This window comes from Acinetobacter sp. 226-1 (genome assembly GCF_030329325.1).
Lineage (GTDB): Bacteria > Pseudomonadota > Gammaproteobacteria > Pseudomonadales > Moraxellaceae > Acinetobacter > Acinetobacter sichuanensis.
On sequence record NZ_JACANU010000001.1, the window covers coordinates 692,430 to 715,118 of the forward strand.

The 22,689-nt window shown below is 37.3% G+C and carries 27 protein-coding genes, 1 other RNA gene and 1 pseudogene; 13 read left to right on the forward strand and 16 right to left on the reverse strand.

Features of this window, described 5'->3' with window-relative positions; translation table 11 throughout:
• Window positions 1–11: 11 nt before the first annotated feature.
• Genes bamA through lpxA form a run of 5 tightly spaced genes read left to right on the forward strand, consistent with a single transcriptional unit; the run spans window position 12 to window position 5,442 of the window.
• On the forward strand, window positions 12–2,564 hold the full coding sequence (gene bamA / locus HX124_RS03275; RefSeq protein WP_286381921.1) for an outer membrane protein assembly factor BamA: 2,553 nt from the start codon (window positions 12–14) through the stop codon (window positions 2,562–2,564).
• A 51-nt stretch (window positions 2,565–2,615) separates the two neighbouring features.
• Complete coding sequence (locus HX124_RS03280; protein WP_107009262.1) at window positions 2,616–3,095, forward strand: OmpH/Skp family outer membrane protein; 480 nt, start codon at window positions 2,616–2,618, stop codon at window positions 3,093–3,095.
• Window positions 3,096–3,098: 3 nt separating this feature from the next.
• Window positions 3,099–4,169: a UDP-3-O-(3-hydroxymyristoyl)glucosamine N-acyltransferase gene (gene lpxD, locus HX124_RS03285; protein WP_286381922.1), complete on the forward strand. Its 1,071-nt coding sequence runs from the start codon at window positions 3,099–3,101 to the stop codon at window positions 4,167–4,169.
• A 2-nt stretch (window positions 4,170–4,171) separates the two neighbouring features.
• Window positions 4,172–4,657 carry a 3-hydroxyacyl-ACP dehydratase FabZ gene (gene fabZ, locus HX124_RS03290; RefSeq protein WP_107009264.1) on the forward strand — a complete coding sequence of 162 codons (486 nt, stop codon included), beginning with the start codon at window positions 4,172–4,174 and terminating at the stop codon, window positions 4,655–4,657.
• A complete protein-coding gene (lpxA, locus tag HX124_RS03295; protein WP_107009265.1) occupies window positions 4,654–5,442 on the forward strand; it encodes an acyl-ACP--UDP-N-acetylglucosamine O-acyltransferase in 789 nt (262 codons plus the stop codon). Before fabZ ends, lpxA begins: the two co-directional genes overlap by 4 nt.
• A gap of 78 nt (window positions 5,443–5,520) precedes the next feature.
• On the opposite strand, the gene HX124_RS03300 is transcribed toward lpxA, so the two are convergent.
• A complete protein-coding gene (locus tag HX124_RS03300; protein ID WP_286381958.1) occupies window positions 5,521–6,366 on the reverse strand; it encodes a YbgF trimerization domain-containing protein in 846 nt (281 codons plus the stop codon).
• Window positions 6,367–6,680: 314 nt separating this feature from the next.
• On the opposite strand from HX124_RS03300, the gene ffs reads away from it, so the two are divergent.
• An RNA gene (ffs, locus tag HX124_RS03305) (signal recognition particle sRNA small type) lies at window positions 6,681–6,777 on the forward strand.
• 69 nt (window positions 6,778–6,846) lie between these two features.
• On the opposite strand, the gene HX124_RS03310 is transcribed toward ffs, so the two are convergent.
• The 4 genes from HX124_RS03310 to HX124_RS03325 form a co-directional block, all read right to left on the reverse strand.
• Window positions 6,847–7,437: a regulatory protein RecX gene (locus HX124_RS03310; RefSeq protein ID WP_286381923.1), complete on the reverse strand. Its 591-nt coding sequence runs from the start codon at window positions 7,435–7,437 to the stop codon at window positions 6,847–6,849.
• Between the two features lie 108 nt (window positions 7,438–7,545).
• Complete coding sequence (recA, locus tag HX124_RS03315) at window positions 7,546–8,592, reverse strand: recombinase RecA (protein ID WP_286381924.1); 1,047 nt, start codon at window positions 8,590–8,592, stop codon at window positions 7,546–7,548.
• Window positions 8,593–8,751: 159 nt separating this feature from the next.
• Complete coding sequence (locus HX124_RS03320) at window positions 8,752–9,207, reverse strand: RNA-binding S4 domain-containing protein (RefSeq protein ID WP_286377101.1); 456 nt, start codon at window positions 9,205–9,207, stop codon at window positions 8,752–8,754.
• Complete coding sequence (locus HX124_RS03325; protein WP_286381925.1) at window positions 9,191–9,889, reverse strand: HAD-IA family hydrolase; 699 nt, start codon at window positions 9,887–9,889, stop codon at window positions 9,191–9,193. The genes HX124_RS03320 and HX124_RS03325 overlap by 17 nt, the downstream gene beginning before the upstream one ends.
• Before the next feature lie 17 nt (window positions 9,890–9,906).
• Here HX124_RS03325 and HX124_RS03330 point away from each other — a divergent pair, with 17 nt between their 5' ends.
• From HX124_RS03330 to HX124_RS03340, 3 genes are all read left to right on the forward strand, one after another.
• A complete protein-coding gene (locus HX124_RS03330) occupies window positions 9,907–10,758 on the forward strand; it encodes a 3'(2'),5'-bisphosphate nucleotidase CysQ family protein (RefSeq protein ID WP_107009271.1) in 852 nt (283 codons plus the stop codon).
• A 63-nt stretch (window positions 10,759–10,821) separates the two neighbouring features.
• Window positions 10,822–11,559 (forward strand): histidine phosphatase family protein, encoded by a 738-nt coding sequence (locus tag HX124_RS03335; protein WP_286377104.1) that lies wholly within the window; start codon window positions 10,822–10,824, stop codon window positions 11,557–11,559.
• Window positions 11,560–11,753: 194 nt separating this feature from the next.
• Entirely contained in the window at window positions 11,754–12,086 is a 333-nt protein-coding gene (locus HX124_RS03340; RefSeq protein ID WP_286381926.1) for a hypothetical protein, read from the forward strand.
• A gap of 180 nt (window positions 12,087–12,266) precedes the next feature.
• Here the strand turns inward: HX124_RS03340 and rpsT are convergent, their stop codons facing one another.
• Complete coding sequence (gene rpsT / locus HX124_RS03345) at window positions 12,267–12,533, reverse strand: 30S ribosomal protein S20 (RefSeq protein ID WP_107009274.1); 267 nt, start codon at window positions 12,531–12,533, stop codon at window positions 12,267–12,269.
• A 214-nt stretch (window positions 12,534–12,747) separates the two neighbouring features.
• Between rpsT and HX124_RS03350 the strand changes: the two genes are divergently transcribed.
• Genes HX124_RS03350 through HX124_RS03360 form a run of 3 tightly spaced genes read left to right on the forward strand, consistent with a single transcriptional unit; the run spans window position 12,748 to window position 14,754 of the window.
• Window positions 12,748–13,413: a Rossmann-fold NAD(P)-binding domain-containing protein gene (locus tag HX124_RS03350; protein ID WP_286381927.1), complete on the forward strand. Its 666-nt coding sequence runs from the start codon at window positions 12,748–12,750 to the stop codon at window positions 13,411–13,413.
• A 12-nt stretch (window positions 13,414–13,425) separates the two neighbouring features.
• Window positions 13,426–13,938, forward strand: a complete 513-nt coding sequence (gene rraA / locus HX124_RS03355; protein ID WP_286381928.1) for a ribonuclease E activity regulator RraA — start codon at window positions 13,426–13,428, stop codon at window positions 13,936–13,938.
• Between the two features lie 27 nt (window positions 13,939–13,965).
• Window positions 13,966–14,754, forward strand: coding sequence for a glutathione S-transferase N-terminal domain-containing protein (locus tag HX124_RS03360; RefSeq protein WP_107009277.1), 789 nt, complete (start codon window positions 13,966–13,968; stop codon window positions 14,752–14,754).
• A 63-nt stretch (window positions 14,755–14,817) separates the two neighbouring features.
• On the opposite strand, the gene HX124_RS03365 is transcribed toward HX124_RS03360, so the two are convergent.
• Window positions 14,818–15,408: a DUF4291 domain-containing protein gene (locus HX124_RS03365; protein WP_286381929.1), complete on the reverse strand. Its 591-nt coding sequence runs from the start codon at window positions 15,406–15,408 to the stop codon at window positions 14,818–14,820.
• Window positions 15,409–15,593: 185 nt separating this feature from the next.
• On the opposite strand from HX124_RS03365, the gene HX124_RS03370 reads away from it, so the two are divergent.
• Entirely contained in the window at window positions 15,594–16,106 is a 513-nt protein-coding gene (locus HX124_RS03370) for a DinB family protein (RefSeq protein WP_286381930.1), read from the forward strand.
• Window positions 16,107–16,138: 32 nt separating this feature from the next.
• Here HX124_RS03370 and HX124_RS03375 read toward each other — a convergent pair whose 3' ends face one another.
• The 9 genes and pseudogenes from HX124_RS03375 to HX124_RS03415 form a co-directional block, all read right to left on the reverse strand.
• Entirely contained in the window at window positions 16,139–16,570 is a 432-nt protein-coding gene (locus HX124_RS03375; protein ID WP_286381931.1) for a hypothetical protein, read from the reverse strand.
• 17 nt (window positions 16,571–16,587) lie between these two features.
• Window positions 16,588–17,388, reverse strand: coding sequence for an FAD:protein FMN transferase (locus tag HX124_RS03380; RefSeq protein WP_286381932.1), 801 nt, complete (start codon window positions 17,386–17,388; stop codon window positions 16,588–16,590).
• 23 nt (window positions 17,389–17,411) lie between these two features.
• Window positions 17,412–17,708: an FMN-binding protein gene (locus HX124_RS03385; protein WP_286381933.1), complete on the reverse strand. Its 297-nt coding sequence runs from the start codon at window positions 17,706–17,708 to the stop codon at window positions 17,412–17,414.
• Window positions 17,709–17,735: 27 nt separating this feature from the next.
• Window positions 17,736–17,939: a hypothetical protein gene (locus tag HX124_RS03390; RefSeq protein ID WP_286381934.1), complete on the reverse strand. Its 204-nt coding sequence runs from the start codon at window positions 17,937–17,939 to the stop codon at window positions 17,736–17,738.
• Window positions 17,940–17,960: 21 nt separating this feature from the next.
• Window positions 17,961–18,845, reverse strand: coding sequence for a DUF6662 family protein (locus HX124_RS03395; RefSeq protein WP_286381935.1), 885 nt, complete (start codon window positions 18,843–18,845; stop codon window positions 17,961–17,963).
• 523 nt (window positions 18,846–19,368) lie between these two features.
• Window positions 19,369–20,412: an NAD(P)H-dependent flavin oxidoreductase gene (locus HX124_RS03400; RefSeq protein ID WP_286381959.1), complete on the reverse strand. Its 1,044-nt coding sequence runs from the start codon at window positions 20,410–20,412 to the stop codon at window positions 19,369–19,371.
• A gap of 306 nt (window positions 20,413–20,718) precedes the next feature.
• Window positions 20,719–21,930, reverse strand: a complete 1,212-nt coding sequence (locus HX124_RS03405; RefSeq protein WP_286381936.1) for a YeeE/YedE family protein — start codon at window positions 21,928–21,930, stop codon at window positions 20,719–20,721.
• Between the two features lie 221 nt (window positions 21,931–22,151).
• Window positions 22,152–22,430 carry a hypothetical protein gene (locus HX124_RS03410; protein WP_286381937.1) on the reverse strand — a complete coding sequence of 93 codons (279 nt, stop codon included), beginning with the start codon at window positions 22,428–22,430 and terminating at the stop codon, window positions 22,152–22,154.
• Window positions 22,431–22,605: 175 nt separating this feature from the next.
• Window positions 22,606–22,689 (reverse strand): annotated as a pseudogene (locus HX124_RS03415) (FAD-dependent oxidoreductase); the annotation flags it as partial.

The window sequence follows — 22,689 nt, forward strand, 5'->3', positions numbered from 1 at the left end:
AAATAATAGGCATGCAGCACTCACATTTATTTATGCCCTTGGCACTCGTTAGTGCGATGGCAGCAGTACAGCAAGTACATGCAGCAGATGAATTCATTGCGCGTGACATTCGTGTAGATGGTTTAGTTCGTTTAACCCAAAGTAATGTGCTTGCTTTGTTGCCCATCAATAGTGGGGATCGTATTAATGATCCTGCAATTGCGGACGCAATTCGTGCATTGTATGCCTCAAATTCCTTTGATGATATTCAAGCAACTAAGGAAAATGATGTTTTAGTTTTCAAAGTGGTTGAACGTCCAATTATTTCTAAAATTGAATTAAAAGGCAATAAACTCATTCCAAAAGAAGCTTTAGAAGAAGGCTTAAAAAAGATGGGATTGTCTGAAGGTGAAGTGCTTAAAAAGTCATCTTTGCAAACTTTAGAAACCGAGCTAGAACAGCAGTATTCACAGCAAGGTCGTTATGACTCTGATATTACGGTTGAAACAGTTGCACGTCCAAATAACCGTGTTGATTTAAATATTAATTTCAACGAAGGTAAACCTGCAAAAGTTTTTGATATTAATATTATTGGTAATACCGTATTTAAAGATGATGATATTAAGCGTGCTTTCGCTGTAAAAGAAAGTGGCTGGGCGTCTGTTATTACACGTAATGATCGCTATGCACGTGAAAAAATGTCAGCAAGTTTGGAAGCTTTGCGTGCATTGTACTTAAATAAAGGCTATATCAATTTTGATATTAATAGCTCAAATTTAAATATTAGTGAAGATAAGAAAAACATTTTCATTGAAGTTTCTGTTGATGAAGGTGAGCAGTATAAATTTGGTCAGTCAAAATTTTTAGGTGATGCTTTATATAAGCCAGATGAATTAAAGGCATTACAAATTTATAAAGACGGTACAACATATTCACAAGAAAAAGTAAATGCTGTAAAACAGTTGCTGCTGCGTAAATATGGTAATGCTGGTTATTATTATACTGAAGTGAATGTTGTACCTGAAATTAATAGTGAAACACATACTGTTGACTTGAACTATTATGTTAATCCAGGTCAACAAGTAACCGTACGTCGTATTAATTTTACAGGTAATACTAAAACAGCAGATGAGGTTTTACGTCGTGAAATGCGTCAAATGGAAGGTGCTTTAGCAAGCAATGAAAAAATTGAATTGTCTAAAGTACGTTTAGAGCGCACAGGCTTTTTCAGTAAAGTTGATGTAAAACCTGTACGTTTGCCTAACCAACCAGACCAAGTTGACTTAAATATTGAAGTGGAAGAGCAGCATTCAGGTACAAGTACTTTAGCTGTGGGTTACTCACAAAATGGTGGTATGACATTCCAAGCAGGTTTAAGCCAAACAAACTTCTTAGGTACAGGTAATCGTGTTTCTATCGATTTATCTCGTTCTGAAACTCAAGACTATTATAACTTAAGTGTGACTGACCCATACTTTACGATTGATGGTGTTAGTCGTGGTTATAATATGTACTACCGCAAGACAAAGTTAGATAATGACTATAACGTTAATAACTATGTCACAGACAGTTTTGGTGGTGGTATTAACTTTGGCTATCCAATTGATGAAAATCAGAATATTAGTGCTGGTTTAAATATTGATAGTACCAAAGTCACAACAGGTCCATATGTTTCTACCTATGTACGTGATTATTTATTATCAAATGGTGGTAAGGCAACAGGTAGTTCAAGCTATTGTCCTTTGGATGAAAAGGGTGATTCTCAAATGGAAGACATTACTGAGAAAGATCCTGAAACAGGTAAAGATATTATTACAGGGATGAAATGTAAGGTTGAGGAAATCACTTATAATAATGCCTTTGAGGGTGATTTTTTAACGTATAGTCTTAACGTTGGTTGGTCTTATAACACATTAAACCGTCCGATTTTCCCAACTAGTGGTATGTCACATCGTATTAACGCAGAAGTTGCTTTACCGGGCAGTGATGTTGAATATCAAAAAATTGTTTATGACGCGCAAGCTTTCTTACCTTTAGGTAAAGACTTTGTACTGCGTGGTTATGGTAAGTTAGGTTATGGTAATGATCTACCATTCTATAAAAACTTCTATGCGGGTGGTTATGGCTCGGTACGTGGTTATGATAATAGTACTCTAGGTCCTAATTATCCTGGGGTTGCTTATAACGAAACCAAGACCAAAGATTATGACTATGAAGAAGTCGGCGGTAATGCTTTAGTACAATTTGGTACTGAATTGGCTTTACCTTTACCATTTAAAGGGGATTGGGCACGTCAGGTTCGTCCTGTAATCTTTGCTGAAGGTGCGCAAGTTTTTGACACCCAATGTAATATTAAATCAGATTCAACTTTGTACTTTGGTTCAAATAGTACAGGTGTGAATGCTAAAAAATATTGTGAAGACAATTTTGGTTTTGAGCCAGACAATATGCGTTATAGCGTCGGTGTAGGCTTTACTTGGATCACAATGATTGGACCATTATCATTGAGTTATGCATTCCCATTGAATGATAAACCAGGTGATGAAACTAAAGAGCTTCAATTTGAAATTGGTCGAACTTTCTAAGTTCGATCAGTTCTTGATATGATGAAATCAGAAATTTACCAAGGGAACATTATGAAAAAAATAGTCGGTGCTATTGTTGGTTTGGGTTTTGCTGGCTTAGTAAATGCAGCAGGTTACGGTGTTGTTGATATTGAAAAAGTTGTTGAAGGTAGTACATATTTAAAACAACAAAATGCCAGTTTAGAGCAGACAATTAAGCCACAAACAGCAAAACTTGAGCAGATTTCTAAAGATATTCAGTCTTTACAGCAGCAAGCACAAGCAAAAGGTGCGAATCCAGAACAAATTCAGAAACAATACCAAGCAAAAGTGACTGAGTATCAAACGATTCAGCAAAGTGTACAAAGTAAAGCGCAAGCAACAATACAGGCAACGAATACTGTTTTTGAAGCACGTGTGAAGCAAGCTGCTGAACAATTGCGCCAAGAGAACGGTTTAGATATGGTTTTGAATAAAAACTCTGCTTTGGCTTATGACGCAAAGAATGATTTAACTGCTAAAATGATCCAAAAGGTTAATGCAATTAAATAATCAATGACATCTCATCAATTTTATCTCGATGAATTAGCTCAACTTGTTCAAGGTGAGCTAATTGGTCAATCTAAATTCAAAGTCGCTGCTTTAGCAAGTTTAGAGCAAGCTCAGGCTCAAGATATTTCCTTTGTAAATGGCGAGAAATACTTGCAAGAAGCACAAGCTTCGAAAGCTGGAGTATTAATTGTCACTGCTGCATTAAAAGACCAGCTCAGCCATCATCAAAACTTCATTGTTGTCGATCATCCTTATTTAGCCTTTGCAATTTTAACGCATCATTTTGAAGATAAGGTGTTAAAACGCGGTATTGAAGTGACTGCGCAGATAGCTGATTCAGCTATTATTGCTGAAAATGCTTATATTGGTCATTATGTGGTGATTGGTGAGAATTGCGTGGTTGGCGATAATACCGTCATTCAATCACATGTTCATTTGGATCATGATGTTGAAGTAGGAGCAGACTGCTTTATTGATTCTCATGTGATGATTACAGGTAAATCTAAACTTGCAAATCGTGTGCGTATTCACTCGAACACCGTGATTGGTGGAGAAGGTTTTGGTTTTGCACCTTATCAAGGAAAATGGAATCGAATTGTTCAATTGGGTTCTGTTCGCATTGGTAATGATGTTCGTGTTGGTTCAAATTGTAGTATAGACCGTGGTGCTTTGGACGATACGATCATCCATGATGGTGTTATTATTGATAACCTTGTGCAAATCGCACATAACGTGCAAATTGGCGAAAATACAGCTATTGCTGCGAAGTGTGGTATTGCGGGAAGTACGGTGATTGGCAAAAACTGTGTATTTGCAGGGGCAGTAGGTGTTGTAGGTCACATAAATATCACTGATAATGTGACAATTACAGGAATGTCAATGGTCTCAAAGAGTATTTCTGAAGCTGGTTCTTATTCTTCAGGGACTGGGCAATTTGAAACAAATAAGTGGAAAAGAACGGTTGTACGTTTAAGACAATTAGCAGATGTGCCATTGACCAAGTTAGTTAAACAAATAGATCATATGCAGGCTCAAATTGAGTCCATTGAATCAACTTTAAAGTCGCGTAAATAATTATGACTGAGTCTAAACCTCTACCTTTTACGGTTCCTGAATTACCTATGCAAACCCAAACGATTCGTGAGTATTTACCACATCGTTATCCGTTTTTGCTTGTAGACCGTGTAACTGAAGTAACGGAAAATGGCATTGTTGGGTACAAAAATGTATCGATCAATGAGGAATTTATGCAAGGTCACTTCCCTGGTTATCCAATTATGCCAGGTGTTCTGATCGTGGAAGCGATGGCACAAGTGTCTGGTGTTCTTGGTTTTATTATGAATAATGAGAAGCCAAAACCTGGTTCATTATTTTTGTTTGCTGGAGCAGAGAAAGTACGTTTCAAAAAACAAGTCGTTCCAGGCGACCAACTCGTGTTAAAATCTGAATTACTTATGCAAAAACGTGGCATTTACAAATATTTATGTACTGCTAGTGTAGACGGCATGGTAGCAGCAACCGCTGAAATTATCATCTCTCATCAAAAATTAGAGCAGGCATGAGCAACACAGATCTAATCCATTCTACCGCTATTATTGATTCTTCTGCACAGATTGCATCTGATGTGGAAATAGGACCATATTGTATTATTGGACCCAATGTAACCATTGATGCAGGAACTAAACTGCATTCTCATGTGGTGGTAGGAGGGTTCACTCGTATTGGTAAAGACAATGAAATCTTTCAATTTGCGAGTGTTGGTGAAGCTTGCCAAGATCTTAAGTATCAAGGTGAAGAAACTTGGTTAGAGATCGGTGACTCAAATAAAATTCGAGAACACTGTAGTTTGCATCGAGGAACTGTTCAAGATCATGGGCTTACTAAAATAGGTAGCCATAATCTCTTGATGGTTAATACCCATGTTGCACATGACTGCCAAATTGGTGATCACAATATTTTTGCGAATAATGTCGGTATCGCAGGACATGTTCATATTGGTAATTATGTGATTGTTGGTGGTAACTCAGGTATTCATCAATTTTGTAAAATTGACTCGTATAGCATGATTGGCGGTGCTTCACTCATTTTAAAAGATGTGCCTGCTTATGTGATGGTTTCAGGCAATCCAGCACATGCCTTTGGAATGAATGTCGAAGGTATGCGTCGTAAAGGTTGGTCGAAAAATGTGATTCAGGGTTTACGTGAATCATTTAAATTGATTTATAAAGAAAATTTAACGACTGAACAAGCGATTGCTAAAATTACAGAAGAAATTCTTCCTGAAGTACCCGAAGCTCAGCTTTTATTAGATTCTTTAATTCAATCAAAACGTGGTATTGTGCGTTGAGTTATTGATAATTTGAAATGCTATAAAAAAGACATCTTAGGATGTCTTTTTTATTTTTAGAGATTTATGCCTATTTTTTTAACTATTTTTTAAAAAATTAGCTTCTTCTGAATCAGGGAAAGCAGAGAGTAATTTGTTTTTATAGACATTTGCTGTTTGTGGGTTTTTATTTACTTCTGTTGCAATACTATAAAGACGATAGAGGGCACGTGGGGCTTTTGATGAATTCCCATATTTTGCTGCCACAACTTCATAATTTTTTTTAGCTTCTTCATAGTTAGGTGGGTCAATCGCAAGATTGAATTCGGCTAACCAAAAATAAGCATTTCCTGTGTAAATACTGTTTGGGTTGTTTTTAATAAAACTTTGCATCGGTTCAATTGCTTTTTTTGCTCCTCCTTGTTTATAAGCTTCTAATGCAATGGAGTAAGCTGCTTTTTCTAAATCCTGAGCACTGCTGGTATTTCCTTCACCTTGTACAGATGGCTCTGTTGGAGTTTGATTCTTGGGTGTGGTTGCTATAGGTGCGGTTTCATTGGATTGATTTTCTGTAGGCTTTTGCTCTTCTGGAGTGGTCTCATCAGAAGGGGTTTCATCCGTTGACTCTGTATCCGCTTCTAGTTTCTGTGCCATTAACTCAAGACGTTGGTCTAAGTCTGTATAACGATTGGAAAGTTCTTTATTGAGTTGTTCAATGGCATTGTCTTGTTCTTCAAGTTTGCCACGTAATTCTCGAATTTGATTTTCTAATTGTTGGTTCTTTTGCATCAAATCCCAATTCATATTGCCTGTAATTGGGGCTGCTGGACCAATTACATCACTTGCATTTTGACCACTTAACCCTCTGGATTCGATTGGGACAGCATATAAAGTCGCAGAAGTTAAAAGTGCGATAGAAAAGAGAGCCTGCTTTTTTAGCATAATGTAGAATCCATAAAAGTCACTTTATTGACTTTATTTCTAGTGTAGAAATAGTCATATCATTAGAGAATGGGTTTTATTTAAAACGGCTCAGCGGGGAAAAGCAAGATACTTTTACAATGTTCTAGCATTTCTTTGAAAAAGGGCTTTATTTTGCTGAAATATGAAGAAATGACTGCAAAAACTAAATTTATAATACTGTTTTTATTCATATTGCTGATGAATTAATCAAACAGTCATAAAAAATAAGAAAAATAGAAATGTTCACTTGCAAGATGTTAAAAAATCTCTATACTCTGTTCTTGCAATGGTAGCCCTGCTGGTGGCTTCGCAATTGTACTCTGAAAACCCCGCCAGGACCGGAAGGTAGCAACGGTATCAGAAATACGATGTGCCGAGGTTTTGCTAGTAGGGCTGCCACCATATTCTAAAATAATTATTCCTTTATTATCATTTTTTAATTTTAAATTCATCATTTTATTTTTAATCTTCTGATACCTTTCTACGAATCGCTTTCATAATCGCATCCATTTCAAAGCCTCGATATTGTAAAAAACGAATTTGTTTTGCTTTGATTTTGGCATCTTGTGCAACTTCAGTTCCATATTTTTTAACTTTAAGCTGATATGCTTGTTCGTACCAGTCAATTTCAGTTAAGTCTTCTGTCACCAAGTCTTTATCTAATTGTTTATGACGTAAAGCCATTTTAATGCGATTTGGACCTTTGCCTTGTCGTACTTGACTGCGTACTGTCATTTCTGCAACACGTTGATCACTCTGGTAATTTTCTTGAGCTAACTCATCGACTAATTCAATCACTTCATCTCTGTTGGCTGCATATAAACATAATTTTTCAATGAGATCTGCTTTGGAATATTCTTTACGTGTGAGGGTTGCAAAAGCATAAGAACGTAGTCGAGTTCCTGTTAAGCCTTCTTGTGCTTTGGTTTGCTTTTCTGCGGAAAAATTTAAATGTGTTTCTGATGGAGGGGCGGGAACAAGATTTTCTTCTTCAGAAAACTGCTGTTTTAATGCGGTGTAATTGAGCATTTTGGGAAATTTAGGTGCAGTCATAATAAAAAATAAAATCCTCAAATTAGGAACATAAATTGTAGTGCAATTACCGCTTAAGAAAAAACGCCCGTTGTGGGCGTTTCATCTTTTTGATTTCATGAATCAGTATTAAGCATCTAAAAACTCAGCTTCTTCATCTAGCTCTTCTGTTATAGGTGCTGCATTTGAAGTGGTGAGTAGTTTTTCACGAATGAGCTTCTCGATCTCATTTGCCATGTCTGGATTTTCTTCCATGTGGCGAATCGCGTTATTTTTACCTTGACCGATTTTATTGCCATTATAAGAATACCAAGCACCTGCTTTATTGATGATATCTTGTGCAACAGCAAGGTCTATCAGCTCGCCTAAATGGTTCACACCTTTACCATATAGAATTTGGAACAGTGCTTCACGGAAAGGAGGTGCCATTTTGTTTTTCACCACTTTCACACGCGTTTCTGAACCAATGATTTCATCACCTTCTTTGACTTGACCAATACGGCGAATATCAAGGCGTACAGAAGCGTAGAATTTTAGTGCATTACCACCAGTTGTTGTTTCTGGGCTACCAAACATTACGCCAATTTTCATACGAATTTGGTTAATGAAAATCACCATACAGTTTGAACGTTTTGCATTACCTGTGATTTTACGTAATGCTTGGCTCATTAAACGCGCTTGTAAGCCCATATGTGAGTCACCCATTTCACCTTCAATTTCGGCTTTAGGTGTTAATGCAGCAACTGAGTCGACTACGATCATATCAATTGCACCTGAGCGTACAAGCATATCTGCAATTTCAAGTGCTTGCTCACCGTTATCAGGCTGAGACACAAGTAAATTGTCAATATCTACACCAAGTTTACGTGCATATTGTGGATCAAGTGCATGTTCAGCATCAATAAAAGCACAAGTTCCACCTGCTTTTTGGCATTGGGCAATCGCTTGTAAAGTCATGGTTGTTTTACCTGAAGATTCAGGACCATAAATCTCAACGATACGACCTTTTGGCAAGCCGCCAATACCTAATGCAATATCAAGCGTTAATGAGCCTGTAGAAACAGATTCAACGGCTTGTACGGTATTTTCGCCTAAGCGCATGACTGTGTTTTTACCAAATTGTTTTTCAATTTGACTTAATGCAGCATTTAGCGCTTTACTTTTGTTATCATCCATCTTGAAACCTCAAAACTATGTCTATATCACTACTATCTTAAGTGGATGTCTTTAAATTTGATCTTCGTCCACAGAAGCAATAGTGACAGAAAATTATCTATGAATCTATGCAAAATCGCTTATCTACGACATAAGATGTCGCGCAGGCAATTTTAGATTTTATTCATCATGATATGACCAAGATTGCTCATAACCTGAATCATTTTCTTGTTTAAATTTGCTGATTTCTCGGCGGTCTTTTTTACTTGGTCGATGCTCAGGTCGAGCAAGATTATGCAATTTTCTTTGGGTTGAAATCAATTCCCGACGTGCAATACTCAGCTCAGTTTCTTCATAAAGTTGTTGAGCAATGGGGGCAGCACCACGTACATTCGATAATGCTTTGACAAGAACCGTTTTTTTATCAAAACCTTGTTGAATGGTCAGTTCCATACCAACTCGAATTTCTTTGGATACTTTGATACGTTCACCATTATGATGAACTTTGCCACCTTCTATTGCATCTTTTGCGATAGAACGAGTTTTGAAAAAGCGCGCAGCCCAAAGCCATTTATCTGCACGAGTTGTTTCATTTTGATTATTTTCAGTTTGCTGATTTTTAGGCTGTTTTGACATCGACATCCTTCAATTGGTCTTGCGTTAATAAAGGTAAAAGTTCAGTTAAGTCATTAATAGATGGATATTCAAGTTCTAAGACATGGCGTGCTGCTTTTAAACTTGAGGGCTGACGAATCGTAACTAGGCGTTGAATGCCAAATTTTTCAGCACCCTGTAATACAGGCGTAGTATCATCAATCAACATCGCATGTTGAGGGTCAAAAGGATGTTGCTGTTGTAAAATTTGCCAAAATTCTACAAATTCTTTGGCATAACCAATATCTTCACTACTCACCATCACTTCAAAATAAGGGCTTAAATCAACATTTTCAAGTTTTAACTGAAGTCCTGCGCGATCTGCATTGGTCACTAACCAACAACGATAGCCTTGTGCTTTTAATTGTTTAAGTAATTCAAAGCAACCTTGACGAGGTGCGATTTTATGTTGAAAGTCAGCTTGTAGTTGAAGTACATCAACACCAACTTTTGCAGTCCAATACTTTGAGGAATACCATAATAAGGTATGCTTATGCTGCTGATAAAATTCGTGTAAAGTGTGATGGCTTTGTTCGAGTGAGCATTGATGCGTGGCTGCGTGACGTTCTGGAAGTTGATGATTCCAGATCAGATCATCAAAAGCCAAATCAAGAAGCGTACCGTCCATATCAAACATGATAATCGGTTTTATACAATCAGACATAAAAATAGGTTTAATCCATGTTTATTAAAACTCAAGCACCGCAAGATGAGCAAATTTTAAAATTAGTCCCAATCTTGGCACAGGCAACTCAAATACTGTTAGAAGAATACCAAAATTATTGTGCAGGGCGCGAGTTTAATATTCATGAAAAAGATGATCATTCACCTGTGACACAAGCAGATTTAAGAGTAAATGCATTTTTACTACAACAATTGGCGATTTTAACCCCTCATATTCCTGTGCTATCAGAAGAAAATGATCATTCTGAACGTCATCATTGGACAGAATGCTGGTTGCTTGATCCATTAGATGGAACCAAAGAATTTATTCACGAACGAGATGAATTTACAATTAACCTGAGTCTTATTCAAAATCATCAAACGGTTTTCTCTCTGATTGCTGTGCCAACTGAGCAAGTCATGTACGTTGGCTATTTGACTGAACTTCCTTATAAATATTCATTTTCACAACAGACATGGTTGCGTTATAGCAAATTTAAAGATATCGCGAATGATGCAATTCAAGTGGGGTTAAGTCATAGCAGTAAAAATCCTAAATATCAGCAATATATTGATTATATTGAGCAAGAAACGCCAGTCATTAAGCGTGAAGCGGGTAGTGCTTATAAATTTTGTATGATGCTTGAAGGTGAAATCGATATTTACCCACGTTTTCATCCAACCTCAGAATGGGATACAAGTGCAGGACAGGGCTTGTTAGAAAGTATCGGTGGGGGACTGGTAAGTCTAAAAGCTCAGGCATTTACTTATAATCAACGAGCAACAGTGCTTAATGATGGTTTTATTGCATACCGAGATCAGGAAAACCAAAAAATTGCATTAGCGGCGCTTACAAACGTGACAGGCTAAGATTGAGTGTTTTGTATCTCATGGTATAGTGAGGCATGATGAAAAGATAAATATTGAGTCTGTATGGCACTTGAGCTATTGCCTAAAAGCATGTTGAAAGCGATTGATTTATTGCCTGATACAAAAACACCTGTCACTTTATTTACACGACATTCGATTCGTGAAATTGTAGATGGGCAGGGCTTAGCAGGCTATGATTTGCAATTGACTACCCAAGGGCGAGATCTGGCGCAATCATGGGGTGCTTATTTGACAGAGCAGACAGATCGTATTATTCAGCATTGTATTTCAAGCCCAATTCAACGTTGTGTTGATACAGCAGCACTGATGATAGAAGGTGCTGATTTAATTAACCAACCCCATAATACGCATCGTATCGAGATTGTGGAGCAAGGCTTACTTGTAGAGCCAGGAAGTTTTGTTTTAGATATTAAGCAAGCAGCCCCTTATTTTCAAAAACAAGGTGCTTTAGGTTTTATTAATAGCTTTGTGAATAATGCTTTACCGGGCATGAAGCATCCTATCTCAGGGGTGGTTGATGTTTTAGAGTTGATTTATAACACGCATCCACAAAATGCGCAGGGTTTAAGCCTTGCTGTAAGCCATGATACGATTTTAGCGGCTATTATTGCGGTAATTTCAGGTCGTCATCATGTTACTAAAGTCGATTGGCCGCAAATGATGGAAGGTCTATTTGTCTGGTTTGAGGGTGATACATTTGAGGATTGTCTTTTAAAATGGATTTGGCGTGGTGAGGTCAATCAATTGTCTATTCGAGATTTTCAAAAGTTGGAAAATTAGATCATTTTTTAAGAGAGTGTTGTAATTTATCTATTTATATTTGTATGAAAGATTCATTCTATAAGTTGTTATTTTAGATATTGAAAATTTTATAAATGTAAATAATTTATATAGAATTACTATGCAATGTATTGAGTGGATAACAAGATTTACTCATTTTTGAAAAATGCTAACGGATATGATTTAAAAATGAGATGAAAATATTTAAAAATAAAACCATACAATATTTAGGCTGTTTTCTTTTGTTTATTGTTGGATGGCAGGTTTGGCGAGTTTATCCTCAGTCTGTTATTCGATTACAACAAGTGCAACAGGATCCACAGAAAATAATCATTCATCTACAATCTTCCAAGGATTTTGGAACACGTGGTTTTTTTGAAATAAATAGCCGTTTATTTTGTACAAATGATAAAAAATTAAATTTAACAGCATGGTCATATACGCCAACAGGAGCAGAATATATCGGGTTGATTGAAAAACACCTGCACGATTTGATGCAAAACAGCAAAAATATATTTATCAAATAGAGCTTGAGTTAAATCATTGGCAAAATAAAGAACGATTAAAGCAACCATTACAATGTCGTGTAATGACGGGACATTATTTAAGGGGTTTTATACGTTCAAATGTCATTCAAGTTCAATGGTAAATCAGTAAATTTCAGGCACAAAAAAAGCCCTAAAAAGGGCTCTTTTCTATGCAACAATTTAGTTAGCTAATGCTTTAACTTGTGCATTCAAACGGCTCTTATGACGAGCTGCTTTGTTTTTATGGATGATGCCTTTATCAGCCATACGGTCGATTACTGGAACTGCAGCTTTATAAGCTTCAGTTGCAGCAGCATATTCACCAGCTGAGATAGCTGCGATAGTACGCTTGATGTAAGTACGAACCATAGAACGTAAGCTTGCGTTGTGTTTACGCGCTTTTACGTTTTGCTTAGCACGTTTTTTTGCTTGAGCAGAGTTTGCCACTCGTGCACTCCTTGAATTAGATTGGTCTGGGCGGGCTGAAACCACATCTGAAAACCAACATCAGAGGATTATCACCAGCCCGTAAACAAGTGCCATATTGTGATTAAAGCACAGCCTAAAGTCAAGTCTTGACTTGCTTTGGCAACATTATAGATGCAGAAACTTTTTAAATAAAACGTTAGATTAGTAATAAATTCAGGAGATTGATTAAAAAATGGCTTATTCGATTAAAAATGCAATTATTATTGGTGCAACAGGTTTAGTTGGGCGTTGTCTGGTTGAACAACTCAACCAAGTAACTTGCTGTGAAAAAATAACAGTTGTTGTGCGTCGAAAAGATGATGCCTTTGCAAAACACCCTAAAGTAGATCAGTTACTTTTAGATGACTTTTTATTGCTGAATGATCAAGATGTAAATGGTTATAGTCATGCATTTAGTTGTTTAGGTACAACCATTAAAAAAGCAGGATCAAAACAAGCATTTTATAATATTGATTTTGAGATCAATGCACATTTTGCTGATTTATTGGAAAGCACCGAAACTCATTTGCTGCTCGTGAGTGCTTTGGGCGCAAATCCATCTTCTTCAATTTTTTATAATCGTGTTAAAGGAGAATTGGAACAATATATTGAGAAACTTGGTTTAATGCGTGTTTCGATTATTCGTCCATCATTATTATTGGGCGAGCGCAACGAAAAACGGTTTTTAGAAGATATCTCTCAAAAGACCTATCAAAAATTTTCACATTTAATACCAAATACGTTTAAATATAAACCTGTGACAGCCGAGCAAGTGGCTCATACTATGGTCGAGGCTGCGCAAAATCAAACTCATCAATTTGAAATATATGATAATTTAAGCATACAAAATGCCAAATAATGGAGAATTAAAGTGACTTCAGTACCCTTTGTAACTTGTGATTTATTAGATGATAACCCTGAAAAAGCCATTCAAACTTTAATTCCATCTTTAGATGGAAAGTTCTTTAAAAGTTATGGCGCACGTAAAACATTTGGTGGTCAGATTGTGACTGTAAAATGTTTTGAAGATAATTCACGTGTTAAGGAATTATTGGCTACAGATGGAACTGGAAAAGTTTTGGTGGTTGATGGAGGTGCTTCTATGCGCTGTGCATTGATGGGCGATATGATTGCTGAGTCTGCTGTTAAAAATCACTGGAATGGTGTTGTAATTTATGGCTGTGTGCGTGATGTTGATGCTTTAGCAAAGCTTGACTTAGGCGTACATGCATTGGCTTCAATTCCACAAAAAAGTAATCGTAAAGGCATTGGAGAGGTTGATATTACGCTGTATTTTGGTAATGTAAGCTTTAATTCTGAAGAATATATCTATGTAGATAACAACGGAATTATTGTTTCAAAAGAAAAATTAGTTGATTTATAAAATAGGGTCATCCCAAAGGATCGCAAAATGGTACATCATCAAATTAAAGTTGTACAAGCTTTAGCTTCAGCCATTACAGAAGGTGGTCGTGGTGCAAATGGAACAGCATTTCCAAATCAGCCAGAAAAGGCATTAAAGCTCTATGAATTTGAAGGTTCACCATTTTGTCGTCGGGTTCGTGAAGTGATGACACTATTGAATCTAGACTATGAAGTTTATCCTTGTCCTAAGGGCGGCACAAAATATCGTAAAATTGTAAAAGAATTGGGTGGAAAAGCACAATTTCCATTTTTTGTAGATGAAAATACAGGTGAAAAACTGTATGAATCACAAGATATTATCCAATATTTGTTTAAAAATTACGGTAAATCAGGAAAAACACCAAAAAAATATACACATTATCCAAAACTTCCATTGGTTGCATTTGCAGGTACTTTAATTAATGGCGCGCGTGGCGTTTGGATCAATAAAAAAATTATTAATCGTAGTGCACCTGAGCAGTTGGTTCAGCTCTGGGGATTTGAAGCAAGCCCATATACACGTGTAGTACGTGGTGTTTTAACAGAGCTTGAGATTCCATTTGTATTTCATAATGTGGCAAAAGAGCGCTGGCAAGATCAAGGTCCTTCGATTTTACGTTTGAAACCAGGTAAATACGAAGCACTAAAAGGCGGAAAGCGTGAAAAGATTGTCTCTGTTATGGGGCGTGTGAAAAAAGATATTCAAGTGCCTTATTTTGAAGATCCAAATACAGGGGCAAAAATATTTGAATCTGAAGCAATTATAAATTATTTACAACGAAAATATGGTGCTTAATCATATTGATATTATAGTTGAAAATGGGAGTAAATTTACTCCCATTTTTCATAGCGTATAATTTTAAGAAATACTTAAATGCCTTTTGAGTGAGGCACTCACAGGATAAATCCGCTCTTTTGGCAATAATTTTTCCGCATGTTTATATTGACCTTCACGACGAAATTGAGCCATTTTTTGCACCTTTGGACTGATATCCTCTATGCTTAGAATTGCATTATTAAATGAATGGATTAAAAAACGACTGATGCCAATCTGAATACTGCGATGCTCTAATTTTGCACCTTTCAAATTACGTTCAGGATCCCATTGGATATGCACTTGCGCTTGCTCAAATATGTCTAGCCATGGTTGATCGTGTTGGGGGTGAAATAAACTTGGATCGGTATGTACACTTTGACTCAACAATATTTCCCAAAAATCACGTGGGATACGAATCGCAAGAATATGTTCCTGACCTGATTTATTTGCCCAATTGCTGCGTCCCATCAACCATAAAAATGACGGTTTAATCCATGTCATTCTTTGAAATGAAAATGGAGAAACAAATTTTTGCTGTTGAAAGGCAAGTTGCGCGATCTGTTTGTTATAGGCTTGATAGACCGTAATGCTGTCACGGTCATATACTGCACGAATTTCATGATATGCAGGCATAATGAATCTCACTTAAAAATTTAATCAAGTTTTTGAAAATTAAAAAACTGATTTAAACAAGTGGAAAATGATTTACCGCTTGGCAAACAATTAGATTCATCATGATAAAAATGTAAAATAGAGAAATTTTGTGTGTATTTTATTCAAATATAAAACTTTAGCAAGTATAAATAGATGGGATGTTGATGATAAATTCTAAAGAAAATTTACTTTTACTTGCTCAATATAATGTATGGGCAACACAACGTTTGGTGGAAGCCTTAAAGCCTGTTTCAGATCAACATTTTTATCAGGATACGGGGTTATTTTTTAACAGTATTTTTGGCACGCTCAATCATTTGCTTTTGGGTGAACATCGCTTGTGGTATGCAAGATTTGCCTTGAACCAATCTCCTGTTTCAGCGCTGAATCAAATCGTTCATTCTGATAGAAACCTTTTGCTGAATGATTTAAGGCAGAAGTCAAATCATTGGGTGATATGGTTAAATCAATTGGATGAATCGGTATTGCAGGGCAATTTAAATTATAAAACAGCGTCAGGACAGGCGATGTGTTTGCCATTTGCTGCAACATTGCTGCATGTGTTTAATCATGGCACTCATCATCGTGGGCAAATCACGGCTGCCATGACTGCATTGGGTTATGGCTGTCCCGAGCTTGATTTGGTGTATATGTTGATGGAGTTGCAAGCAGAATAATCAAGAGGTAAATATAAAGTGTAGCTGATATTTTAAGCTATATTTTTAGATTTTCTCAGTAAAATACCCATCCATATATGGAGTGGCAACCAAATAATGCAGATTAAACCAAGCCAAATATGTGTCCATTTGATATTTTCATGCCATTCTTCAGGACTATAGTATAGACGTGTTCCTGTCAGCGCTAAAATGCTCATCAACACAAGCATGCTTAAGCCTGTGAGCATGTTCCGCTTTAAATTTAGTGCAATACGGATATGTACAGCAATGACTGAGCCGAAAATCACTAAAAAAATGGCTGCCGAAATACCATGTGTTTTTAGTACATTGACTGTAAAATCGCTCGGATCTTGCATTTTCCAGTCCTGCGTATATGCAAAATAGAGTCCGCTTAGCGCAAGAATCAGCCAGATAAAATAGAGCAAGTAGCGTTGCAGAAACGGAATTTTTAAGCTAAATGTCATGGCAATACCAAATCAATTTATAGAATGAATGCCTGTGCCGAAAATAAAGGCAAACAGGGGTGTTGTAGATTTTGAGTGATCGCAACAACTTTGGTCAGTGCATCGGCAATACAGGCATTTGGTGCGATCACACTAAAACTGTGGTCGGTATCCAATGCATGGCGTGTATATGGGTTGACCAAAGCATTGATCCATTGCCCTTGATTTTTGGCTTTGGAAAAATAGCAGGCAGAAGTGGCAATCGCACCATTTGCCAATTCTCCACAGACATATAATTGCTGAGGAGCCTGAGGATCTCGAATAAAAATTTGTTCAGCAATATTCCCTAAAACACGTAAATCTCCACCTGCATTGACCACTGCATTTTTCACGCCATGTTTACGCAGGGAGTAAATCGCAATATCAATCGCAAAGCCTTTGGCTATGCCGCCCAGATCGAGCACAATTGGAGCTGTAAACCGTATCTTATTGGCAGAAAGACAATGTAAATGTGCCTGTGACAAATTCATTTTTTCAGGGTTTACGATAGGGAGATGCGTAGGCAACAATTCCCAGTCCATCAAAGTATTGGCAACAGCACAGTCAAATATGCCTGAAGAGGCTGTAAATACCCGTTGAGCACGTTGTAAAACAGCATAAGTCCATGGATGAACCCGCACCGCTTGTTGAAAAGCACTGCGGTTGATCTGTGATAACTCACTTGCAGGATCATGAAAGCTCATCAATTGTTGAACTTTTTCAATACAGGCAAATGCTTGATCGATGATTGAATGTGCCGCATGAGGCATGAAGTCATCATACAGTTTGATTTCAACCATGGTGCCCAATAAAGGTTTGGCTCTTATACTGTTAATGTTGCTAATACCAAATGATGAAACTGAAGAATACGCTTGACCCCATCTGTGACATGTTTAGAAGATAAGGTGGCACCACTGATATTTTTAATGTCTTTATTCAAGGCAACAGGTGAGGACAGCGTTTTACCCACAAATTGTTGACGCCATGCTGCATCACGAACCTGTCCACCATAAGATTCATTATATTCCAGAATTTCAACTTGTTTGACCGCACCTTTGGCGGTCAACGCAACAGCATAGGTTATCATTTCATGTTTACCCAATACCTGATCAATGACCAACCAACCTCCATCACTGCTTTTATAAACCTAATCAGCTTTGAAGGGATAAAAAATTCCAGAGGATTTTTTGAGGCTTTTGAGTTGATCTTCACTGAGATGGATAAGTATTTTTTTTAGTGCAAGGTTTGGGAACATCAGTTTCTGTGCTTGTTCTGCACTCAGATAAACTGCAGAATGTGCAACGATCGGGCTAATACTCAGCAGCGCTGTTGCATAAGGCATCCATTTCATATTGATATCTCGACTGTTAAATCAAAAGTTATAACCAAACTTTAAGCGGAACTCATTTTTTGTTTTTTCAATCAAGTGCAGATCTCGATCATCCTGTTCATCAAATTTTTCACGCCCGCCCCGTAATTGTGGAAACCATGTTGCAGTCAGCCAATAATCCTTAGAGCCATAGTGTAGAGAAGGTCCCATAAACCATGACCAACGCTCTTGCCCAACTTCGGTTTCAAACTCTGTTTCATACTGTGTTTCAGCACCTGCATACCAGTTTGGGGCAAAACGATAACTCAGACCTGTTCCAAGCTGTAGTTCAAGCTCCATTTCAGGTTTGGTTGGCCATTCAAAATTTTCAGGTAAATTATTGATTGGACTGCGTTTCGCATAGGTACCTTCAAACATAAGATTGCCAACCCAAACCAGACTTGCGTCCATAAAGTATTTTTGTAAAATTAAATTATTTTCAAAGCTGAGTGTATCTTTGTCCTGACCTGAATGTGGGTCAATCGTGGAATAGCTGAGTTCAAATTGATTGGAAAGTCCCACGGTTTCACTTACAGGGCTCAGGAAATTATATTTTCCACCCAATTCCACACCACTTATTTTGAATGCAAATTTTTTGTCTTCAGGCATATAACCATCAATGACAATGCCAGAGGTGTCCAATGACATAGCTTTTAAGGCAACGGAAGCATTAAATTTATCGGTGATTCCGCGTTCATATTCCGTTTTATAATCAAAAGCAGAGTAGTGTCCCGCACCTTTATCACTGCGATTGGTCACCCATTGATAAAGCTCTTGTCCACCTTTAGGTAAAGTTTCAGCACCTTTTACATAACCAAAAAGGTTTTCATCTGCCCAACTGTTTTGGAACAGTCCAAGTATGATGATGCTCAAGCCAATTCGTTTCATATCTTCCCCAGAAGGCTTCGTCTACATTTTTGATAGACGTAAGATTGTTAATAATCATTATCATTTCAATTGTGAGCGGATTTTATTTTTCAGTTGAATGATGGTCAATATCTGTTCGGCATAATTCAGGTCTAAAAATAGTTCTTTGCGCTATTTTTATTGATAAATATTTGATAATTAAAATTAAACAATTACATTGATAATTCTTGTTATTTTGGCAAAATTAAGATGTAAATATTGTGATTGATTTTAAGTTAATCTTAATAATAGTGGTTTAAATGCAGATTGAATCGAGTGATCAACTGAGACATAAGTGCGGTTAAATTGACAGGCGAAGTGATTGATTATTTTGTTTAAAAAAAGAGAAGGGAATAATTTTACATTGTAAAAAATGAAAATAAACTCCCTCCTGTGTAATGCTCAGAAGCACAAATGATTCAGGTAATGGCAGCAACATAATGAATCATTTTGTGTCGATTGATCGTGACAGATTCATTTAATATGATTAATTTTAGCCTAAGCATTAAGCGTGATTGATTTCCACGACCAACTGATTAATTAAATCCTGAGCTTCCAATGCACGGATTTGCGCAACATTTGTACCCGCCCAAAATGCACCATAACCAAAATCACCTTGTTTACTTGCCAGTGCATTGAGTTGTTTGGCAAGATCATAAGCATAAGGGTAGGGTGCAAGATCAACCCGATCAGGAACATCAATTTGTTCATGCCAATGATTTATTAAACCACGGGCAGGACGTCCTGAAATGGTGGCTGTAATTTGAGTCAAAGGCTGATTAAACAAGGCTTGACGATAAGCTGCATTGGCATTGGATGATTTACATTGTACAAATGCTGTGCCAAGTTGTACTGCGTCTGCACCGAGTGCCAGCATGGCTTTGGCTTGTTGACCATTCATGATGCCACCTGCCGCAATGATCGGCAGGCTACAATATTTTTTAATCAACTGCACCAGATCCGAAGTTTTAATGGCAGCATCAATGGATGGATTGAAAATACCACGATGCCCACCAGCTTCTACACCCTGAGCAATAATTACATCGATCCCTGCCGCTTCGATGGCTTGAGCCTCAACTAGATTGGTAGCTGAAACCATGGTCACAATACCTGCATCCTTAAGCTTTTGAATCTGATGTGGATGTGGAATACCAAAATGAAAACTGACTGCTTTAGGTCTAGTCTCCAGACACAAATTCAGAAAATCATCATTGTCTTTAAAACTTGGATAAATGCATTGTAATTCTGTTGGCGGTACAGCATTCAGTTGTGCAAATTGAGGGCTTAAGTAATCAATCCAAGCTTGATTGGCTGCGCTGTCACTTTCAACACTGTCATGACAGAAAAAATTTACCTGAAATGATTTTGGGGTTAAAGCTTGTGTTTGCAAAATCTGCTGACGTGCTGTTTCAACCGTATTTGCACCAAGACCTAAGGAACCCAATGCATTCTGTTCCGAAACTTCAGCAGCGAGTTGAGGTGTGGAAACCCCTGCCATTGGAGCAAGTAAAATAGGATGCTGAATCCCCAATTGTTCCAATAATGTCATATCCATGTGCTCCGTATATTTTATTTTACTTTGCCCAAGCTGAAGAAAATTAGCAAATTATACTCAGTATTTTTTATGAAAATATATATTAAATACATCTTATAATATGTTGTTTTAGACCGCTGTAAAATGCATGACATTTTTGAGCTTTTCTTGACAGATATATCAAATGTATAAGCTGAAATAGATGAGCTGTACTGATTTAAGAATGGATATAAAAAAAGCCCCTTGATGTAAATCAAGAGGACTTAAAGTTTTAACATTTGGACTGAATATTTAAGTTTTTAATATCAGCCTATACAACAGTTAGCAACCTGTAAGTTTAGTTGCTTGAGGTTTTTCATTGGGAAAGAAAAATGGACGAATTTTTACCCCAATAGCATTACCCAAAAAGGCAAAAACAAGCCATAACCAACCATGCAAACTGCCTGAAGCAATACCACTGAAGTAAGCGCCGATGTTACATCCATACGCCAAACGTGCGCCATAACCCAACAATAAACCACCAACAACAGCAGCAATAATGGAGCGTTTCGGAATGTTCAGGTTCGGTGCAAATTTACCTGCAAGACTTGCTGCCAATAAAGCACCGAGCATGATGCCAAAATTCATCATTGAGGTAATATCAAACCATAAAGATTGAGAAAGTGCTTTAGCATTGGCAGGCATTTGCCAATATGCCCACGAAGCAACATCAACCCCAAGTAGACTTGCAGATTTGGCTGCCCAGACCGCCAGAGCAGAGGTCACGCCCCATGGACGACCTGCCAAAGCAAGTGTGGCAAAATTTAATAAAGTTAAGATGATGCCACCCCAAATCAAAGGCCATGGACCACGTAAAAAACGGAACCAACCCTGATGAGAGCTTGCTTTTTCAACTTCAAGTGAGCCATGACGCTTTTTCTCAAAGTAAACGGTCAGACATGCGATCACTGCGAAAATCACGAAATTGAGCAGTAATGCAGGCACAACACCTAAACTTGTCACCAGTGAAACAGGTGCGAAATGTGGTAAATCAAACCACCATTGTAAATGTGTTGTCGCAATCAATGAACCCAGACAAAAGAAGATCAGGGTAATCACCATGCGGGCACTACCGCCGCCGACTGTATAAAGTGTACCCGAAGCACAACCACCACCGAGTTGCATGCCGATTCCGAAGATAAAAGCACCAATCATGACAGACATGGAGACAGGACTGACATTACCTTGCACAGATTGACCAAATAATTCACCAGCGCCTAATGCAGGGAAAAATAGCAATACTGCAAGCGCCAACATGATCATTTGAGCACGAAGTCCACGACCACGACGTTCATTTAAAAACACACGCCAACTTGAGGTAAAGCCAAAAGAAGCGTGATAGAGAGTCATGCCCAAAGCACCACCGATAAGAAATAATAAGGCTTGATTCAGCCCAACCACGGAATAAGCACCGAAAGTACCTAGAATTAAAAGAACAAGAGCGACCCAAACCGAGGCATTCGATCGGTCAGATTTTGCAGCAACAATAGACATAGGAGAAGTATAAAAAGCTGAGTAAGTGAGAGAATTTAAGCGACTAATTACGAGATCATAGATTTATAATACATATATTATTGAGCAATATATTGAGAATAATTGATGAGTTAAATCAGTAATTTTGATTAAATTATTTTTATAATAAATGAGATGAATATGATAGCTGCACAAATATTATAAAAAACTCCCGTGGGAGTTTTTTATATAGTATGAAAATATTAGTTTTTAGCAGCATCTTTTACATTAGCAGCGCCTTGTTCAACAGCACCAGCAGTTGCAGCAGTGGCATCTTTAGCAGCATCTACAGTCGCATCAGCAGCAGTTGCAGTTGCATTAGCTGCATTTTCAGTTGCATTTGCAACATCATGTCCAGCTTGCTCAGCAGCATTTTCTAAATGTTCACCAGTAGAGGCACCAGTTTCAGGAGTTTTGTCTTTATTACAACCCACAAGTGCAACGGTAGCAGCAAGACCTAAAGCAACAAGTAATTTATTCATTTGTTTTACCTTCTTAACCTATTATTTTTTAAATCCATAACAATGGATATTGGCAATATAAACAAAATCATGAGAAAAAAATATTTAAAATTGTTAATGAAAAAATGATCATTAAAAAAGCCTCTTATCAGTAAAGATAAAAGGCTTTTTTAATAGAGAATTTAAATGAAATATCTTATTGTCCAGAACGAATAATATAATCAAAGGCAGATAAAGAGGCTTTAGCACCTTCACCCGCAGCAATGATGATTTGCTTATA

Excerpts from the sequence above, each read along its gene's own strand:
- bamA (WP_286381921.1), top strand. The coding sequence starts at position 12 with ATGCAGCACTCACATTTATTTATGCCCTTGGCACTCGTTAGTGCGATG.
- HX124_RS03280 (WP_107009262.1), top strand. The coding sequence starts at position 2,616 with ATGAAAAAAATAGTCGGTGCTATTGTTGGTTTGGGTTTTGCTGGCTTA.
- lpxD (WP_286381922.1), top strand. The coding sequence starts at position 3,099 with ATGACATCTCATCAATTTTATCTCGATGAATTAGCTCAACTTGTTCAA.
- fabZ (WP_107009264.1), top strand. The coding sequence starts at position 4,172 with ATGACTGAGTCTAAACCTCTACCTTTTACGGTTCCTGAATTACCTATG.
- lpxA (WP_107009265.1), top strand. The coding sequence starts at position 4,654 with ATGAGCAACACAGATCTAATCCATTCTACCGCTATTATTGATTCTTCT.
- HX124_RS03310 (WP_286381923.1), bottom strand. The coding sequence starts at position 7,437 with ATGACTGCACCTAAATTTCCCAAAATGCTCAATTACACCGCATTAAAA.
- recA (WP_286381924.1), bottom strand. The coding sequence starts at position 8,592 with ATGGATGATAACAAAAGTAAAGCGCTAAATGCTGCATTAAGTCAAATT.
- HX124_RS03320 (WP_286377101.1), bottom strand. The coding sequence starts at position 9,207 with ATGTCAAAACAGCCTAAAAATCAGCAAACTGAAAATAATCAAAATGAA.
- HX124_RS03325 (WP_286381925.1), bottom strand. The coding sequence starts at position 9,889 with ATGTCTGATTGTATAAAACCGATTATCATGTTTGATATGGACGGTACG.
- HX124_RS03330 (WP_107009271.1), top strand. The coding sequence starts at position 9,907 with ATGTTTATTAAAACTCAAGCACCGCAAGATGAGCAAATTTTAAAATTA.
- HX124_RS03335 (WP_286377104.1), top strand. The coding sequence starts at position 10,822 with ATGGCACTTGAGCTATTGCCTAAAAGCATGTTGAAAGCGATTGATTTA.
- HX124_RS03340 (WP_286381926.1), top strand. The coding sequence starts at position 11,754 with ATGAAAATATTTAAAAATAAAACCATACAATATTTAGGCTGTTTTCTT.
- HX124_RS03350 (WP_286381927.1), top strand. The coding sequence starts at position 12,748 with ATGGCTTATTCGATTAAAAATGCAATTATTATTGGTGCAACAGGTTTA.
- HX124_RS03360 (WP_107009277.1), top strand. The coding sequence starts at position 13,966 with ATGGTACATCATCAAATTAAAGTTGTACAAGCTTTAGCTTCAGCCATT.
- HX124_RS03365 (WP_286381929.1), bottom strand. The coding sequence starts at position 15,408 with ATGCCTGCATATCATGAAATTCGTGCAGTATATGACCGTGACAGCATT.
- HX124_RS03370 (WP_286381930.1), top strand. The coding sequence starts at position 15,594 with ATGATAAATTCTAAAGAAAATTTACTTTTACTTGCTCAATATAATGTA.
- HX124_RS03375 (WP_286381931.1), bottom strand. The coding sequence starts at position 16,570 with ATGACATTTAGCTTAAAAATTCCGTTTCTGCAACGCTACTTGCTCTAT.
- HX124_RS03380 (WP_286381932.1), bottom strand. The coding sequence starts at position 17,388 with ATGGTTGAAATCAAACTGTATGATGACTTCATGCCTCATGCGGCACAT.
- HX124_RS03390 (WP_286381934.1), bottom strand. The coding sequence starts at position 17,939 with ATGAAATGGATGCCTTATGCAACAGCGCTGCTGAGTATTAGCCCGATC.
- HX124_RS03395 (WP_286381935.1), bottom strand. The coding sequence starts at position 18,845 with ATGAAACGAATTGGCTTGAGCATCATCATACTTGGACTGTTCCAAAAC.
- HX124_RS03400 (WP_286381959.1), bottom strand. The coding sequence starts at position 20,412 with ATGACATTATTGGAACAATTGGGGATTCAGCATCCTATTTTACTTGCT.
- HX124_RS03405 (WP_286381936.1), bottom strand. The coding sequence starts at position 21,930 with ATGTCTATTGTTGCTGCAAAATCTGACCGATCGAATGCCTCGGTTTGG.
- HX124_RS03410 (WP_286381937.1), bottom strand. The coding sequence starts at position 22,430 with ATGAATAAATTACTTGTTGCTTTAGGTCTTGCTGCTACCGTTGCACTT.